Source organism: Limnohabitans sp. Rim8 (genome assembly GCF_945901735.1).
Classification (GTDB): domain Bacteria; phylum Pseudomonadota; class Gammaproteobacteria; order Burkholderiales; family Burkholderiaceae_C; genus Limnohabitans_A.
Genome location: NZ_CAMDLM010000053.1, coordinates 1 through 15,835 on the forward strand (window position 1 = coordinate 1; position 15,835 = coordinate 15,835).

Here is a 15,835-nt window from a genome sequence, read left to right on the forward strand (position 1 = left end):
ACCTGCTCAGGAAAAGTCATCCAGAACCAGGGAAGTCCGACCAACACGGCCTGCCAGGCCAGCAAGGCCAATGCGCACAGCCCGGCATGCCAAGTTCGCATGTTCTCCAAAGCGACTGTCAGCAACAGCACAACCCCGGGTGCGGCATAGATGCCATAGTGAGGCAGCTTGGTGCCGGAAAAACTGAAAAAAACCAGCACAAAAACAGTCCAGATCAAGGCGTGACGGGTCAGTGCATGGCCCCACAGTGCCTGCCAGCGGCCCCACCAGGCCAGCAACAGCGACGTCCAGGGCATCCACAAAATGGGTGCCACAATCACGAAGTAAAGCCAATGGCCGCCATGCCCTTCCATCGGGGCGGTAAAACGCTCGACGTTGTGCTTCAAAATGAAGCCTTGCACGAAATCCTCGCCGTGCCGCCATACGGCGTAGGCGTACCACGGCAAAGCCATGGCCAGCATGCAAAGCCAAGCGCGCACATCGAGCAGTGCTTTGCGGCAAACCGCCCATTGACCAGACACAAGGCAGTGGATGAGCAGGCTGGCCGCTGGGATCAAGAGGGCGACTGGCCCTTTGACCAGCAGCCCCGCGCCGACCCACAAGGCGAGCCAGCGCAATGCCTTCAAGTCTTCAGTTTGGAGGTATCGCCACAGGTCGATGGCGCTCAGCATCAGGAACATGCCCAGCACCGCGTCCGCCGTGGCCGCGTGGGCCATGGCCCAGCTGCCAAAACTGGTGACATGGATGATGGCTGCCCAAGCGCCAGTCCGAACACCCCATTGACCAGCGATGCATCGCCAAAGGGCCAGCGCACCCAACCAGGTGGCCAAAGCCGAGGGCAGTCTCATGGCCAACTCGGTCGGCCCCAACAGCACCCCACTGAGGGCTTGCAGCCAATAGACGCCAATGGGTTTGTCAAAGCGGTCCAAACCATTGAGCGTGGTGTGGCCCCAATCACCCGACGACAGCAGGCCCCGGGTCGCTTCGGAGAAAGCCCCCTCGTCAACATCGAACAAGGGGGGCTGGCCCAATCCCATGAGCAGAAACACCAGCAAACCCAAGGCCAAAGGGATGGCCCAGATGGGAGGCTTGGCAGTCAAGCTGGGCGTGGATTCAAGGTGTGGCATGCCATCCTGCGTTGTCGTCCAGGGTGGTCAAGTCCCGGGTGTGGTAAGCCAGCGACTGTCCCCCGTCAAAATAAGTGCGCATCAGCATTTCCGACAACACCCCTGTGGTGATGAACTGCAGGCCAGAGACGATGCAGAAAAAACCCACAAACATCAGGGGCCGGGTACCGATGTCTTCGCCCATCCATTTGATGACCGCCAGGTAAGCCAGGATCAGCGTGCCGACTGCACCGACCAACAAGCCCAGTCCGCCAAAGAAGTGTCCCGGGCGTGTGCCAAAGTTCAAAAAGAAATGGATCGACAGCAAGTCGACCAGGACCCGAATGGTTCTGGAGATGCCGTATTTGGATTGGCCCTTGGTTCGAGGTCGGTGGCTAACGGCCAACTCGTCCATGCGATCAGGGGAGGTGACGGTGGCCATCCAGGCAGGGATGAAGCGGTGCATCTCGCCATAAAGCCGGATTTTGCGCAACACGCTGGTGCGAAAGGCTTTCAGGCTGCAGCCCAGGTCTTGGAATTGCAGACCACTGACGCGCCTGATGAGGCGATTGGCCAGTCTGGAGGGGATCTTGCGCAGCAGCAGACCATCTTGCCGATTTTGTCGCCAGCCGGCGACCAAGTCCAAGTCTTCGCGCAGCAATTTATCGACCAACTGGGGGATGTCTTGGGGGTCATTTTGCAAATCCCCATCCATGGTGACGATCACATCGCCTCGGGCCATGTCGATGCCCGCCTGCATCGCTGCGGTCTGACGAAAGTTGCGCAGCAAGCGAATGATCCGAATGTGTGGGCCCACTTGCTGGGCACGCTGGCGTAAGCGCTTCCAGGTCTCGTCGGTGCTGCCATCGTCGACCACCAAAAGCTCCCAAGGGTGCGGGTAGTGCATCAAGGCCGCTTGGACCGCATCGATCAGGTCGTGCGCCAGTTCCTCCTCGTTGAACATGGGGACCACCACAGACAGACGGTGAGGGGGAGTTTGTAGCAACATAAATAATCAGTTTTGAATCGGATCGGCCCGGTTTTTTTCATTCGGCGCGCGCCAGAAGGCGGGCCCGTCCACAGCCGCCACGATCAAGGCCAGCAGCAAGGAGACGCCCAGGCAAAACAGGTGAACCAGCAAAGCCGCCATGCCCACCAAGGGGGCCTGTTCAAGCGGCAGGCCGGAAAACAGCCAGACCCCTGTTTCGTAAGTGCCCAAACTGGCGGGACCTTGAATCGGCAGCAAGGCCGCGATTTCGCCCCCTAAAGCTGCGGACACGCTCGCTTGCAGGCCCAAGCTGATCGATTCCTGCAAGATGAACTGCAGCAAAAAGGCGACCACTGCGATCTTCAGCAGCCAATTGGCCAAGCTCAACAGCCAACCTGAGGGGCGGCCGCGGCCGTGCCATAGAAATCCAAACCACTCCACGCGGCCGCGGCAGGCGAGGACGAGCTTTTCCAAATGCTGGCGAGAAGCCAGCAGGGCAATGAGCACAGGTGCAGCGATCAAGACAGCCGCGACTGGGGGGGCGAACGGCCAAAACAACAGGGCCAAGAAGCCGAGCACCACAGCGTCCTGGAACCGCAACCAGAGCAGACTGCGCAGTGACTCTGGCCAGCTGGCGTCAAAGACTTTTCGTACCAGCAGCGGATAGCCCAATTCACCTGATCGCAGGGGCATCAGCAAGGCCGCCGAGTTGTGCAGCAGCACCACGTGCAAAGCGGTTCGCAGGTTGATGTGTCGCTTCCATTGCCACTCCTGGCGCAGCCTGATGGCGCGCAGAATGAAGGTGCATCCCCAAATCGCGGCTGCGGTTGCCCAAATCCAAATGGGCACTGTGCGCCACCAATGGGCCAAATCGGGCCGGTCAAGTTTTTCCCAGGCCCAGACAAACAACCACAGGGCCAGCCCCACACACAGGAGCATGGTCATGAATTTCAGGAGCCGAAGAGGTGTTGAGCGCACGGGTGGCCTCAGGCTCGGGCACGCGGCCATGAGGTGAGCACGCCCAACACCACGCCGACTGAAATCGCCCCGCGAGCCAATGCCATACCGAGGCCTTCCAAGGGCGCAATCCACACCAAGTACAGCACAAGAACTTGCAAAGCGACGAGGCCAAAGCGGGTCCTCAGTGCATCGGGGTTCAACACCCAGGGTTGAAATTTTTCCCAATGGCAGGCCAAGATCACCAGCAGCCCACCGAGGCCGAAACCCGTGACCACATCGGCCGGCCAATGCGCTCCGACCGAGACCCGCGAGAGCGCCACCAAGGCGCACAGCAAAAGCACCACCCACTGAAGCCGAGGTCGCTCGGACCGCATGAATAAAAACAACAGCGCAGCGGCAGAGCCCGCGGCCATCGCATGGCCAGAGGGCATGGAGTGACCCAACAGAGGCGGCTGACCAACCACTTGCAGCCACTGGGCGTCGAGCACGTTCAAGGGACGCGGAATGTTGAGCGTGTGCTTGAGCACCATCGAAACCGGGATCCCCAAGAGCCAGGTTTTCAAGATCAAGGCCAGTTTGCCGCCGTCTCTCGCAAAGAGGATCAGCATCAAGAGCAAGCACTGCCCCGCATCGCCCCACTGGGTCACAAACAGCCAAAATTGCTCCGGCAGCCAGGTCTTTTGATGTCCCAGGATGAGCCATTCCTGGTTGAGTGATGAATGGTGCAGCCCAACACCACAAGCAATACACATCAGTGCAGTCAGCCAAGCGGTGTGTGTCACCGACGGTGAATAAATGGCCAGTGAGTCGGGGTTTTCTCGAACTACTGTCATATTTGCATTTCAGAATCCTATGAAAACAATCAAAACATATTTTTATGACAGTTCCATGGATGGTCACGGGTGCGGCAGGCTTTATTGGCTCACGGCTGGCCTTGCATCTGGCCCAAAGGGGCCACACCGTGCACGCCTGCGATTGGGCTGACGACGCCGGATGCACCCCTTTGGACCTTGACCCCAACAGCACGGCCTCCAGGCTGCGTGCGGCGCGCATGGCTGCGGTTCGACAAGCGCCAGGCGTGCAGTGGCAACGGCTCGACGTGGCGCATCCCAGCGAGCTGCTGGATTGGATGGGCAGTGTTCGGCCCGAACGGGTCATCCATTTGGCCGCCCAGGCCGGTGTTCGGCACTCCATGCTGGCGCCTCAAGACTTTGTCGCGTCCAATTTGGTCGGATTTGCCAACGTTCTTTTGGCCTGTCACCGGCACCGGGTTGCCCGTTTGCTGTACGCCAGCTCGTCGAGTGTTTACGGGATGCGATCGGAGGCGCCTTTTGAGGAGGCCGACAGGACCGACCGGCCCCAGTCTTTTTATGCCGCCACCAAACAGGCCAATGAAGCCATGGCGTTTTCCTTTCATGCCCAATACGGCCTGCAAAGCCTGGGCATGAGATTTTTTACCGTCTACGGACCTTGGGGACGGCCTGACATGGCGCCCTATTTGTTTGCTCAAGCCATTCGGCGACAACAGCCGGTGACGCTGTTTGCCGGCGGGGAACTGATGCGCGACTTCACCTATGTGGACGACACCGTAGCGGCAGTCACCGCCTTGGCCCAGCACGAGGCCCGCTGGCAGGGTGCGGCCGTGGTGAATGTGGGCCATCAGCGGCCAATTCGCGTGATCGATTTTGTCCAGGTACTGTCCACCCTTTTGCAGACCAGCCCCCTCATTGAACACGCGCCCATGCAAACTGCAGATGTGGCCTTGACCTGTGCCAGCGAGTCACGTCTTTTGTGCTGGTTGGATGCATGGCCCGACACCCCCCTGCAAGAGGGGCTTGGACAGTTCGTGCAGTGGTTGGAGGGCTGGGACCCGCTGGGTAACGGTCAGGCCTGAGCCCGATTCTGCCGCTCAGTATTTTTCCGGAACAATCATTTCAGCCGGCACTGGATGGCGGATGTAGTCGGGGTTGCGCACGCGGCCGGGCAAATTGATTTCTGGGTGCGTCACCTCGTGGTAGGGCACTTGGCTGAGCAGGTGGTCAATGCAGTTGAGTCGCGCTTTTTTCTTGTCCACCGCCTGCACCACCCACCAAGGTGCTTCGGGAATGTGGGTGCGCTCGATCATGGTTTCTTTGGCACGGGTGTAGTCTTCCCAGCGGCGGCGACTTTCCAGGTCCATGGGGCTGAGCTTCCACTGCTTGAGCGGGTCGTGGATGCGGCCCAAAAACCGGGCGTGCTGCTCGTCATCGGTGATGGAGAACCAGTACTTGACCAACTGAATGCCGCTGCGCACCAGCATTTTTTCGAACTCGGGCACCGAGCGGAAGAATTCTTCGTATTCTTCGTCGTTGCAAAAGCCCATGACTTTTTCGACGCCAGCGCGGTTGTACCAGCTGCGGTCAAACAGCACGATTTCGCCTGCAGCGGGCAGGTGCGAGATGTAGCGCTGAAAGTACCACTGGGTTTTTTCGCGGTCGTTCGGGGCAGGCAGTGCGGACACGCGGCACACGCGGGGGTTCAGGCGCTGCGTGATGCGTTTGATCACGCCGCCTTTGCCTGCGGCGTCGCGCCCCTCAAACAAGATGACCATGCGGTGGCCGGTTTTGACCACCCAGTCTTGCAGCATCACCAGCTCGGACTGCAGGCGCAAGAGTTCACGGAAATAGCGGATGCGGTCACCCGCTTGGCCATCGTTGGCCGCGGCTTCAGCGCCCCAACGGTCGTCGAGCTCCAGTTCCAGTTCTTCGTCCATGCTGTCCAGCAGGTCTTCGCGCAGCTGGCGCATTTGGGCTTCATCGATGGCGTGGGTGGGTGTCATGGTGTGAGAGATGCATTAAAAAGGCCAATGTCGTTGTTTTGTGTGAATGTTTGATGAATGCAGGCGAGATCGAAGCCAAAGGCCAGCGCTTTAGACCGGGGCGGGTGCGCCTGTGCCAGGCCGGGCCGCACGCCACACCAGCGCCGCAAACAGCGCCGATACGGCTGCCAGGGCCAAGCTGCTGCTGATCCAGAACGTGTCCACGGCCGGGCGGCCGGTCCACTGCAGCCAGCCACTCAGCGCTGAATCGTCATAGGCCCACAGGTAACCGCCGTACAAACCGAAGCCCCACAAAAATGCGGTGTAGATCAACAGGGGCGCGAGGGTGATGTGGTAGCAGCGCAGTAAGAAGACGCAGACCGCCTGCACCGCATCGGCCAGGTGGTAAATGGCCACCCAGACCAGCCACACCATGGCGGTTTGCGCCACCAGAGGGTCGTTGGTGAAAGCATGGGCGATGGCTTCGCGGCCCAGCAGCAAGGCCGCAGCGCACACGCCAGCTGCGCCGATGGCCAGGCCAATGCCCAGGCCTGCTGCATGCCTGGCCCGGTGGGCCTGACCGGCTCCCAGCCAGTAACCGGTGCGGGCGCTGCTGGCGATGCCCAGGGCCAGCGGCACCATGTACAGCACCGAGGCCAAACTGGCCGCAATTTGGTGACTGGCCGAGGCCAATGCGCCCTGCCGGGCAATGAACAGCGCCATCAGGGTGAAGGACGTCACCTCCACCATGATGGACAGGCCGGCGGGCACGCCCAAACGCAAAAAGTGCCGCAGCACGTGCCATTGGGGCTTTTCCGGCAGGCGCCACAGCTGGTAGGGGCGGTAAATGTCTTGCGTGCGCAAGAGCCACAGCCCGGTGAGCATCATCAGGCTGTTCACCACCAGCGTGGCCCAGGCGCAGCCCACCACGCCCATGCCGGGCACATCACCCGCGCCAAAGGTCAGCAGCACCGACAAAGGAATCTTGACCAGCAAAGCGCCCGCTTGCAGCCAAGTCACCAGGCGCGGGTAGCCCAGGCTTTGGTTGAGCGTGCTGTACATGCGAAACAGCAAGGAAGGCACCAGCGCCACCGCCAGCACGCGCAAATAGGCCCGCACATCGGGCCACAGCTCGGTGGGCACTTGGGTCCATGACAGCCAAGGGTCGGGGAACCACAAACCGGTCATGCCCAACGCGGCTGCGATCGCCGAGATGTACAGCGCTTGGCGCACCGAGCGCCCGATCTCAGCGCGTCGGTTGCCGCCATGCAGCTCGGCCCAGACGGGCAGCAGCGCTTGCAGCATGCCATTGAGCGCCACATAAATGCTGATGTAGATCGACGAGGCCAGCGACAAAACGGCCAGCGCATGCGGGCTGTGGCGGCCGGCAATGACGGTGTCAGTCACGCCAAAGGCCATGACGGCCAGCTGCCCGACCAGCACAGTGCCCGCATGGCGGGAGATGGTGCGCAGCTCGGACATGGCTCAGTTGCTGGCCGCGGCTGGCTGGGAGGGCGTGTCGGGTTGTTGTGGCTGTGAGGGGCGGAAGATCAGCAGACGGTCGCTGCGCTCACCTAACCGGGCGGCGGTGCCCTCGAGGGTCCAGCCCAGGGCTTTGAGGCGATCGTCCAGCAAGGGCAGGTTTTTTTCGTCCATGACCAGCCAGGGACACTCGGCACTGGGTTGGGTGGCCGCCTGCAGGCGTACCTGCGCGTGAAACAACAGGGCCGCGCCTTGCGCCTGGCTGATGCCCGCGTATTGCAAGCAACGGGCGGTGCCAGTGACGACTTGCACTTTTTGCACGGTAGGGCCATAGCTGCGGGCAAAGTTGAGCAAGGGCAGCCACAGGCTCATGAGCAGCAACCAGCACAGCACGGCGCCAGAGGCAGGCAAGACCATGCTTTTCCAGATGGCAGCGCGGTGGTGGCCAATGCGCCACTTGACCAAGCTGGCCCAGGCCAAGGTGGCCAACAAGGCCAGTGCAAATGCCGGGGCCGAAAACGCCGGTAAAAAGCCGGGGGCCAGTTTGGCGACGTTGGCCGCAGGCTGGGTCGGAAAGCCCGTTTGCATGGCGACCCAGACCACCCAGATGGTGAGTGCGCAAATGCTGAAAAACAGCAGGGTGAACCAGTCGATCAAGGCTCCGAGGCTGCGCCGCAAAGTGGGCAGCGCAAAAGCGGCCAGCGCGGCTATGCCGGGCAGAGCCAAGAGCAGGGCCCGGTCAGAAAAGCCGGTGAACCAGGTGGCCCCCACCGTGACGGTGACGAACCATAACGGCAAAGCCAAGTGCGGGTAGCGCCAAAATTGCGACAGCTGGCCCCGCCAGCGCCACAAGGACCACAGCGCCAAAGGCCAGGCTGGCCAGGTGAACCACAGCATGAGCTTGGCCAGGATGTGCACATCCAACAAGGTGTGAGGCACCACGCGCCAGCGCCACAAATCGAGGGCTCCAGCGGTGGTGATGCACAGCAGGCACAGCAAAGCCAGCAGCCCCAAGTCGAGCATGCGCAAGCGGCCTTGTACGGGGTCGATGGTCGCCACGGCGCGAATCAGCGAGCCACCCACGCCCAGCCACAGGGCCACGCTGGGCGCCCCCGAAAGGGTCAGGCCCAACATGCCCACAACCACGGCCAGCCCACTGTGCAAGCGCCAGCGCGGCAAGGTGGACAGGCCCACAAAAATAAGCGATGCAAAAAACAGTTGGCTGAGCGCTGGGGTGGCCTCATGCGCCAGCCGAGCCAAGCCCAGACAGGCCAGCAAAGCCAGCAGTCCGCCGTCCGCCAGAGCGCGGGCATAGTCGCCTGGCTTGGCCTCGCCACCAAAGGCAAAAGCCACTGGCTGTGCTGCAGGGTGACGCGCCAAGGCATACACGGCATACCAAGTGGCGGCCAATGTCAGTCCCAGCATTCCGATAAAGGGCAGTCGGGAGAACGTGACTTCCCATCCCGTCGGTGCCCATTGAAGGAAGCTGGCCCCTAGCCAAAAGGGCAGCAAAGCCAGTTGCGGGTCTTGCTGGCCCAGCAAAGTTGGCCTGAACCAGTTGGCTGTTTCCCCCAACGCAGGCTGTGCCAGTTGCAGCATGTAGCCCAAGGCTTCCAGGTCTTGCGATTTCCAAGGCGCACGGTCCCAAAAACCAGCCAAAACATAAACCACACACAGCAAGAGCAGGGCTGGGCGCGGCAGTCTGCGCACAGCACTTTGGGCAACGATGGCGGGGGTGGGCAGGTTCACGGTGGCAAGGGAAATCAGGTGTGGGGCAAAGGCTGGGTTGCTGGATTTTGTATTTAAAAAAGCCAGGTGGGCGAGGGCGGGCCCAAGCAAAAAGGGCAGGCCGGTTGCCCGGGCTGCCCTTTGGGGTTCACCAAGTCGCTAATTACTTGGCGATGACGGTGGTCTTGCCGAAACGGTTGCGGAACTTCTCCACGCGGCCGCCCATGTTGTCGACTGACTTTTGCGTGCCGGTGTAGAAGGGGTGCGACTCACTGGTCGTGTCCAGCTTGTACCAAGGCAGCTCGCGGCCGTCTTCCATTTTGATCATCTCTTTGGTGTTGGCGCATGAACGGGTCACGAACTTGAAACCATTGGACATGTCTTGGAAGCAAACTTCACGGTAGTTGGGGTGAATGCCGTCTTTCATGGGGAAATCCTTTTATTTTTGCTACGGCAGCCACTCCTCAGCCTATCTGGGAGCACTTTCCGCAAAACCGCAGATTATAGGGTATCAACCGCCGCGTCGCATCATGTCAAAGAACTCGGAGTTGTTCTTGGTAGCCTTCATGCTCTTCAAGACCATCTCCATCGCCTCGATTTCGTCCATGTTGTACATGAACTGACGCAGGATGCGGGTTTTTTGCAGCACTTCAGGCTGCAGCAGCAACTCTTCGCGGCGGGTGCCGCTGCGGTTCAGGTTAATGGCTGGGAACACCCGCTTTTCGTACAGGCGGCGTTCCAGGTGGATTTCGCAGTTGCCGGTGCCTTTGAATTCTTCAAAGATCACCTCGTCCATGCGGCTGCCGGTGTCGACCAGGGCCGTGGCGATGATGGTGAGGCTGCCGCCTTCTTCCACATTGCGGGCCGCGCCAAAAAAGCGCTTGGGGCGCTGCAGGGCGTTGGCGTCCACACCACCCGAGAGCACTTTGCCCGAAGAAGGCACGACGTTGTTGTAGGCGCGGGCCAGGCGGGTGATCGAGTCCAGCAAAATGACCACGTCTTTTTTCAGCTCGACCAAACGTTTGGCGCGCTCGATCACCATCTCGGCCACGTGTACATGGCGCGAAGCGGGTTCGTCAAAGGTGGACGAGATCACCTCGCCGCGCACATTGCGCTGCATCTCGGTGACTTCTTCTGGACGCTCGTCGACCAGCAGTACCATCAGGTGTACATCGGGGTAATTGGCCGTGATGGCATGCGCGATCTGCTGCATCATCACCGTTTTGCCAGACTTGGGCTGCGCCACGATCAGGGCGCGCTGGCCGCGGCCCAGCGGGGCAATGATGTCGATCACGCGGCTGGTGATGTTTTCTTCGCCCTTGATGTCACGCTCCAAGCGCATTTGCTCTTTGGGGAAAAGGGGCGTCAGGTTCTCGAACATGACCTTGTGCTTGTTGTTTTCGGGCAGGTCGTCGTTGACCTTGTCGAGCTTGGTCAGGGCAAAGTAACGCTCGCCGTCTTTGGGTATGCGCACTTCGCCTTCGATCATGTCGCCCGTATGCAAGTTAAAGCGGCGCACTTGGCTGGGGCTGATGTAGATGTCGTCGGTGCTGGCCGTGTAGCTGGAGTCGGGGCTGCGCAGGAAGCCAAAGCCATCGGGCAGGATTTCGAGCACGCCATCGGCAAACACCTGTTCGCCCGCTTTGGCGCGCTTTTTGATGATGGCAAACATCAACTCCTGTTTGCGCATGCGGCCGGTGTTCTCGATTTCGAGCGTGTCGGCTTGCTTCAGGAGTTCGGACACGTGAAGTGCCTTGAGTTCGTTCAAATGCATGGGATGGGGCCTGTGGCGAATCGGTCGGCTGGGGACCGTTGTTCGGATAACCGGGTGGATGTGTTGTGTGCCGGATTAAGCCCGGGGTTGGGGCTGGTGCTTCCGGCAGTCTTGGCGCTGTCCCGTGTCCGGGATGCCTGAGAGAAATTATGACAGGTTTTGGGGAGGGTCTTCAAACTAAAACCGGGCAATCAAGCCCGGTGGTCGGTGGCGATGCCGGCGATGCCGGACTGCCAAGGTTCATCCAGCCAGTTGCTGGTCGATGAAAGCGGTCAATTGAGACTTGCTCATGGCGCCCACTTTGGTGGCGGCGAGTTGACCGCCCTTGAAGATCATCAGCGTGGGGATGCCGCGAATGCCGAATTTGGCGGGGATGTCGCGGTTGTCGTCGACATTCATCTTGGCAATTTGCAGTTTGCCCTCGTAGGCGCTGGCCACTTCGTCGAGGATGGGAGCAATCATTTTGCAGGGGCCGCACCATTCGGCCCAAAAGTCGACCACCACGGGCTGGCTCGATTGGAGCACGTCGGCTTCGAAAGTGGCGTCTGTGGTGTGTTTGATCAAATCGCTGGCCATGACCTATTCCTTAAAAACATTGATATGCGACTAAAGTGAAGTCTATTTTGACAGAAACTCTTCACACCCGCATGCCTCAGTTCCCTTGCCAGACCACAAACACATGAGCCTTCCAAAACCGACTTCAAATTTTCCCGGCGCATTGGAGCTTTCGGCGGAAGTGGCCATTGTGGGTGGTGGACCCGCTGGCTTGATGACCGCCGAACTGCTCTCGCAAGCGGGTGTTTCCGTGCACCTGTTTGATGCCATGCCTTCGGTGGGACGCAAGTTTTTACTGGCTGGAAAAGGGGGCTTGAACCTCACCCATGCGGAGCCCTCGGCTGTGTTCAACACCCGTTTTGGCGCGCGCCAGACCGAGGTCAGTCAGTGGCTATCCCAGCTGGACGCCCAGGGCGTGCGCGATTGGGCGCAGAGCTTGGGTGTGGGTACTTTTGTAGGTACTTCAGGCCGTGTTTTTCCGGCCGGAATGAAAGCTGCACCTTTGCTGCGTGCTTGGCTGCAGCGCTTGCGCCACCCCGCCAGCGGTGTGCCGGTGCAGTTTCACATGCGACACCGTTGGCTTGGCTGGCAAGGCGATCGCCTGGTGTTTGCGCGTCCGAGTGATGCTTCGACGCTGCAGGTCAATGCGGGTGCCACCGTGCTGGCGTTGGGCGGGGCCAGTTGGCCGCAACTGGGCTCGGACGGCACTTGGCTGGCTCATTTGCAGGACCAGGGCGTCGAGGTCGCCCCCTTGAAGCCAGCCAATTGCGGTTTTGATGTGCTGGGCCGTGAGGGCGAAGGCTGGACGGCCCACTTCAGGGATAAATATGCCGGACACCCGCTCAAGTCGGTGGTGTTGACCGTGCCAGATTGGGTTGCAAACGCGCAGCCCCCTCGTTTTGAACGCAAGGGTGAATTTGTGATCACCGACACCGGGCTGGAAGGCAGTCTGGTGTACGCCGCCTCGGCCTGGCTGCGCGACGACCTGGCCGAGCGCGGGCAGGCCTGTTTGCTGCTGGATTTGTTGCCCGATAAATCACCTGAGCAGGTTTTCAAAGACTTGGCCTGGCCGCGCGGCAGCCGCAGCCTCAGCAGCCACCTCAAAAGCCGACTGGGCTTGGACGGCGCGAAGATGGGCTTGTTGTTCGAGTTGGGCACACCCGAGAATTTGGCTCGGCCTGAGGCCATGGCCGCGAGCATCAAAGCTTTGCCTGTGCCCTTGAGGCGTGCCCGGCCCGTGGCCGAGGCGATCAGCACCGCCGGAGGGGTGGCGCTGCAGGCCATGGGGCCTGATTTGATGCTGTCGGCCCGCCCCGGCGTGTTTTGCGCGGGCGAGATGCTTGACTGGGAAGCGCCCACCGGCGGCTACCTGCTGACGGCCTGCTTGGCCAGTGGTCAGCAGGCGGCAAAGGGTGTTTTGAGGCACCTTTCGGGCAGCACCTGCACAATTTGATACCGACTGTGTATGCCTTATGGCCCTTGGCCGCGTTATATAAGGGTTCAACCAACCCCCGAGGTCTTTATGTCTCCAGAAGCCAGTCAGGAATACCAGCACGCCGTAGAGGAGGCGGCCAATGCCTTCATGAAGGTGATGACCCTGCGGGGTTTCCAGGTGCGGGATTACCCGCAAAACTTTGTGGCTCAGATGGCCCGAACCACCCGTTTGGCCTTTGAAGCCAATCGTCATGGCGCGCACGATCGCGCAGATGCATTGGTCTCGGACATGCTCAGCGTCGCCAATGTGGCCATGCGTGCAGCCCCCCCGGCCAAAGTGCCTCACAAAAAGACGGCTTTCCCATCGCTGAGCCGTCGCTTGGCCTGATGGCCCCTTCCCGGTGGGCCGTTTGCTCCACCGTTTGGGCTTTGGCTCCGAGGATATATTGCCATTTTTGGCAATGGCAGTTCAAAATGCGACAATAGCGGGTTAATGACCGACTCTTTTTCCAATTTATCGCTGGCGCCCACGCTGGCACGAGCCGTAGCCGAAATGGGTTACGAAACCATGACCCCTATCCAGGCCCAAGCCATTCCGGTGGTTTTGACGGGCCAGGACGTGATGGGCGCAGCCCAAACGGGCACCGGCAAAACGGCGGCGTTTTCGCTTCCTTTGCTGCAACGCCTGCTCAAGCACGAAAACCCCTCCACATCACCCGCCCGTCACCCGGTGCGCGCCTTGGTTTTGTTGCCCACGCGCGAACTGGCCGATCAGGTCGCGCAGCAAATCAAGATGTACGCCAAGTACACTCAGTTGCGCAGCACGGTGGTGTTTGGTGGCATGGACATGAAGCCCCAAACGCTGGAACTGAAACAAGGTGTCGAGGTGTTGGTGGCCACCCCAGGCCGTTTGTTGGACCACATCGAAGCCAAAAACGCGGTACTCAACCAGGTGGAATATGTGGTGCTGGACGAAGCCGACCGCATGCTTGACATTGGCTTTTTGCCCGACCTGCAGCGCATCCTGAGCTACCTGCCCAAGCAGCGCACCACCTTGTTGTTCTCGGCCACCTTCTCGCCCGAGATCAAGCGCCTGGCAGGCAGCTACCTGCAAAACCCCATCACCATCGAGGTGGCCCGGCCCAACGAAACCGCTTCCACTGTCGAGCAGCGTTTTTACGCCGCGCAAGACGACGACAAGCGCCGCGTGATCCGCAAGGTGCTGGACGACCGGGGCATCAAGCAGGCCTTCATTTTTGTCAACAGCAAGCTCGGCTGCGCACGTTTGGCCCGCTCGCTGGAGCGCGAAGGCCTCAAGACCGCGGCCCTGCACGGTGACAAAAGTCAGGACGAGCGCCTGAAAGCCCTTGAAGCTTTCAAGCAAGGCGAAGTCGATTTGCTGGTCTGCACCGACGTGGCGGCGCGCGGTCTGGACATCAAGGATGTGCCCGCGGTGTTCAACTTTGATGTGCCCTACAACGCCGAAGACTATGTGCACCGCATTGGCCGCACGGGCCGTGCCGGGGCTTCGGGCTTGGCCGTGACCTTGGTCAGCCCCTCGGACACCCGTTTGGTGGGCGACATTGAAAAGCTGATCAAGAAAAAGCTGGATGTCGAAACCCTGCAGCTGGACACGGCCCCCGTTGGCCCCGCCCCCGAGAAGTGGGGCGCACGCGCCGAAGACCGTCCGCGTGGCCGTACTTCTGAAAGCCGCCGCCGCGACGATTTTGACCCGCGGGAAGCCCTGGATGCGCCGCGCGAGCGCCGAGGCGGCTTCCGCCCCGCACCCATCAACCGCGACCCCTTCTTCAGCAAGCCCTATGAGGCATCTCCTGCAGATGTTTCGCCCAGCTGGGATGCAGTGCCCAAAGCGCCGCGCTCGTCGATTTCGGCCAACATCAAGCCCAAGCGCAAGGTGGCGGCTTTGTTCAAAGCGGACGAGTGATTCTTTCGGAGTTGGGCCTGCCTCACTGATCATCAGGCTGACCCCGGCTTTTACGCCAGCTTCACACGCCGGCGGCCGGGCGCTGTCAAAATACTCGGATGCGTTCATCCCATCTCACCCCCACCCTCCACCCCCTGACCCATGGCCTGCTGCTGGCGGGTGTTGCCTTGTATTTGCTGCCCGCTTGGGCCTGGGCTCAAAGCCCTGCCCGCACGACGTCCAGCGCACCTTCGGCCACCGCGCCTGCGGCGGCTGCGACCGATCTGGGCCAGGTCGAAATCCGCAGCAACCGCAACAACGACACCGAGGTGCGCCGCGAGTCTTCGGCCTCCAAAATCGTCATTGGCCGCGAAGAGATCGAAAAGCAAGGCGACGCCACCTTGGGCGAGGTGCTCAAGCGCTTGCCGGGCGTGACGGTGCAAGGTGCACCGGGTCGAGGCGGCGCGATCCGCATGCGCGGCTTGGGTGGTGGCTACACCCAAATCTTGCTGGACGGCGAACGCGTGCCGCCGGGCTTTTCCATCGACTCGCTCACCCCCGAGCAGGTCGAAAAAATAGAAATCATGCGAGCCCCCACGGCCGAAACCGGGGCCAGGGCCATCGCAGGCACCATCAATATCGTCCTGCGTGAGGGGCAAAAAGCCAACCCTGACGACCTCAAAATCACCCGCAGCCAGGAGAACGGCGAGGGCTCGACCATGCTCAGCTGGGTGCACAACCTCAAGACCCAGCCCCTGAGCGGCACGGTGTCCCTGTCCCTGATGGACCAGTACCGGCCGGACGAGAGTACATCGGTCATCACCTCCGAGCCTGGGGTTGACCGCATCCGCTTCAACGAATCGGTGGGGCACCGCAAAGGCCTGCATGCCAATGCCCGTTTGCAGTGGCGAGGCGAGCAAGGCCGTACCCTCACACTCACGCCTTTTGTGGTGTATTCGGATTACACCAGCCCCGGCCAAGTTCAGATCCGTGAAACAGAGGGCGGCTTGCGGTCTGACAGCGCCCAGACACTGAATAAAAGCATTTTTGCCATGGCCCGGCTGAACGGCCAATGGGCGCAGCGCCT

Annotated in this window: 15 protein-coding genes; 5 read left to right on the forward strand and 10 right to left on the reverse strand. The window is 60.8% G+C overall.

The annotated features are described in order from the left end of the window. The 4 genes from Q0O99_RS16880 to Q0O99_RS16895 all read right to left on the reverse strand — a co-directional run. The coding region (locus Q0O99_RS16880; RefSeq protein WP_293753137.1) for a glycosyltransferase family 39 protein at positions 1 to 1,127 on the reverse strand (1,127 nt) is incomplete at its 3' end. Then, complete coding sequence (locus Q0O99_RS16885) at positions 1,114 to 2,115, reverse strand: glycosyltransferase family 2 protein (RefSeq protein WP_293753138.1); 1,002 nt, start codon at positions 2,113 to 2,115, stop codon at positions 1,114 to 1,116. The genes Q0O99_RS16885 and Q0O99_RS16880, both read right to left, overlap by 14 nt. 6 nt (positions 2,116 to 2,121) lie before the next feature. Then, entirely contained in the window at positions 2,122 to 3,039 is a 918-nt protein-coding gene (locus Q0O99_RS16890; RefSeq protein ID WP_293753139.1) for a lysylphosphatidylglycerol synthase domain-containing protein, read from the reverse strand. A 41-nt stretch (positions 3,040 to 3,080) separates the two neighbouring features. Next, the gene (locus tag Q0O99_RS16895) at positions 3,081 to 3,887 is read right to left on the reverse strand and encodes a phosphatase PAP2 family protein (RefSeq protein ID WP_293753140.1); all 807 of its coding nucleotides are present in this window, start codon (positions 3,885 to 3,887) and stop codon (positions 3,081 to 3,083) included. Between the two features lie 44 nt (positions 3,888 to 3,931). Here Q0O99_RS16895 and Q0O99_RS16900 point away from each other — a divergent pair, with 44 nt between their 5' ends. Continuing rightward, positions 3,932 to 4,948: an NAD-dependent epimerase/dehydratase family protein gene (locus tag Q0O99_RS16900; protein ID WP_293753141.1), complete on the forward strand. Its 1,017-nt coding sequence runs from the start codon at positions 3,932 to 3,934 to the stop codon at positions 4,946 to 4,948. A 15-nt stretch (positions 4,949 to 4,963) separates the two neighbouring features. Here the strand turns inward: Q0O99_RS16900 and ppk2 are convergent, their stop codons facing one another. The 6 genes from ppk2 to trxA all read right to left on the reverse strand — a co-directional run bounded on the left by ppk2 (position 4,964) and on the right by trxA (position 11,411). Next, complete coding sequence (gene ppk2 / locus Q0O99_RS16905) at positions 4,964 to 5,872, reverse strand: polyphosphate kinase 2 (RefSeq protein WP_293753142.1); 909 nt, start codon at positions 5,870 to 5,872, stop codon at positions 4,964 to 4,966. Between the two features lie 90 nt (positions 5,873 to 5,962). After that, entirely contained in the window at positions 5,963 to 7,333 is a 1,371-nt protein-coding gene (locus Q0O99_RS16910; protein WP_293753143.1) for an MATE family efflux transporter, read from the reverse strand. Positions 7,334 to 7,336: 3 nt separating this feature from the next. After that, positions 7,337 to 9,082 (reverse strand): hypothetical protein, encoded by a 1,746-nt coding sequence (locus Q0O99_RS16915; RefSeq protein ID WP_293753144.1) that lies wholly within the window; start codon positions 9,080 to 9,082, stop codon positions 7,337 to 7,339. A gap of 142 nt (positions 9,083 to 9,224) precedes the next feature. Beyond that, positions 9,225 to 9,488, reverse strand: coding sequence for a type B 50S ribosomal protein L31 (locus Q0O99_RS16920; RefSeq protein WP_293753145.1), 264 nt, complete (start codon positions 9,486 to 9,488; stop codon positions 9,225 to 9,227). Positions 9,489 to 9,572: 84 nt separating this feature from the next. Continuing rightward, on the reverse strand, positions 9,573 to 10,835 hold the full coding sequence (gene rho, locus Q0O99_RS16925) for a transcription termination factor Rho (RefSeq protein WP_293753146.1): 1,263 nt from the start codon (positions 10,833 to 10,835) through the stop codon (positions 9,573 to 9,575). 240 nt (positions 10,836 to 11,075) lie between these two features. Further along, positions 11,076 to 11,411: a thioredoxin TrxA gene (trxA, locus tag Q0O99_RS16930; protein ID WP_293753147.1), complete on the reverse strand. Its 336-nt coding sequence runs from the start codon at positions 11,409 to 11,411 to the stop codon at positions 11,076 to 11,078. A 103-nt stretch (positions 11,412 to 11,514) separates the two neighbouring features. On the opposite strand from trxA, the gene Q0O99_RS16935 reads away from it, so the two are divergent. The 4 genes from Q0O99_RS16935 to Q0O99_RS16950 all read left to right on the forward strand — a co-directional run. Next, the gene (locus Q0O99_RS16935; RefSeq protein ID WP_293753148.1) at positions 11,515 to 12,843 is read left to right on the forward strand and encodes a TIGR03862 family flavoprotein; all 1,329 of its coding nucleotides are present in this window, start codon (positions 11,515 to 11,517) and stop codon (positions 12,841 to 12,843) included. Positions 12,844 to 12,912: 69 nt separating this feature from the next. After that, the gene (locus tag Q0O99_RS16940; protein ID WP_293753149.1) at positions 12,913 to 13,212 is read left to right on the forward strand and encodes a hypothetical protein; all 300 of its coding nucleotides are present in this window, start codon (positions 12,913 to 12,915) and stop codon (positions 13,210 to 13,212) included. Between the two features lie 105 nt (positions 13,213 to 13,317). After that, the gene (locus Q0O99_RS16945) at positions 13,318 to 14,769 is read left to right on the forward strand and encodes a DEAD/DEAH box helicase (protein ID WP_293753150.1); all 1,452 of its coding nucleotides are present in this window, start codon (positions 13,318 to 13,320) and stop codon (positions 14,767 to 14,769) included. Positions 14,770 to 14,867: 98 nt separating this feature from the next. After that, positions 14,868 to 15,835, forward strand: a 968-nt coding sequence (locus tag Q0O99_RS16950) for a TonB-dependent siderophore receptor (RefSeq protein WP_293753151.1), incomplete at its 3' end; no start/stop codon positions are given.

Coding starts and splice junctions, on each gene's coding strand:
- Q0O99_RS16885 (WP_293753138.1), bottom strand. CDS start 2,115: ATGTTGCTACAAACTCCCCCTCACCGTCTGTCTGTGGTGGTCCCCATG.
- Q0O99_RS16940 (WP_293753149.1), top strand. CDS start 12,913: ATGTCTCCAGAAGCCAGTCAGGAATACCAGCACGCCGTAGAGGAGGCG.
- Q0O99_RS16900 (WP_293753141.1), top strand. CDS start 3,932: ATGACAGTTCCATGGATGGTCACGGGTGCGGCAGGCTTTATTGGCTCA.
- rho (WP_293753146.1), bottom strand. CDS start 10,835: ATGCATTTGAACGAACTCAAGGCACTTCACGTGTCCGAACTCCTGAAG.
- Q0O99_RS16895 (WP_293753140.1), bottom strand. CDS start 3,887: ATGACAGTAGTTCGAGAAAACCCCGACTCACTGGCCATTTATTCACCG.
- ppk2 (WP_293753142.1), bottom strand. CDS start 5,872: ATGACACCCACCCACGCCATCGATGAAGCCCAAATGCGCCAGCTGCGC.
- Q0O99_RS16910 (WP_293753143.1), bottom strand. CDS start 7,333: ATGTCCGAGCTGCGCACCATCTCCCGCCATGCGGGCACTGTGCTGGTC.
- Q0O99_RS16920 (WP_293753145.1), bottom strand. CDS start 9,488: ATGAAAGACGGCATTCACCCCAACTACCGTGAAGTTTGCTTCCAAGAC.
- trxA (WP_293753147.1), bottom strand. CDS start 11,411: ATGGCCAGCGATTTGATCAAACACACCACAGACGCCACTTTCGAAGCC.
- Q0O99_RS16890 (WP_293753139.1), bottom strand. CDS start 3,039: ATGACCATGCTCCTGTGTGTGGGGCTGGCCCTGTGGTTGTTTGTCTGG.
- Q0O99_RS16935 (WP_293753148.1), top strand. CDS start 11,515: ATGAGCCTTCCAAAACCGACTTCAAATTTTCCCGGCGCATTGGAGCTT.
- Q0O99_RS16945 (WP_293753150.1), top strand. CDS start 13,318: ATGACCGACTCTTTTTCCAATTTATCGCTGGCGCCCACGCTGGCACGA.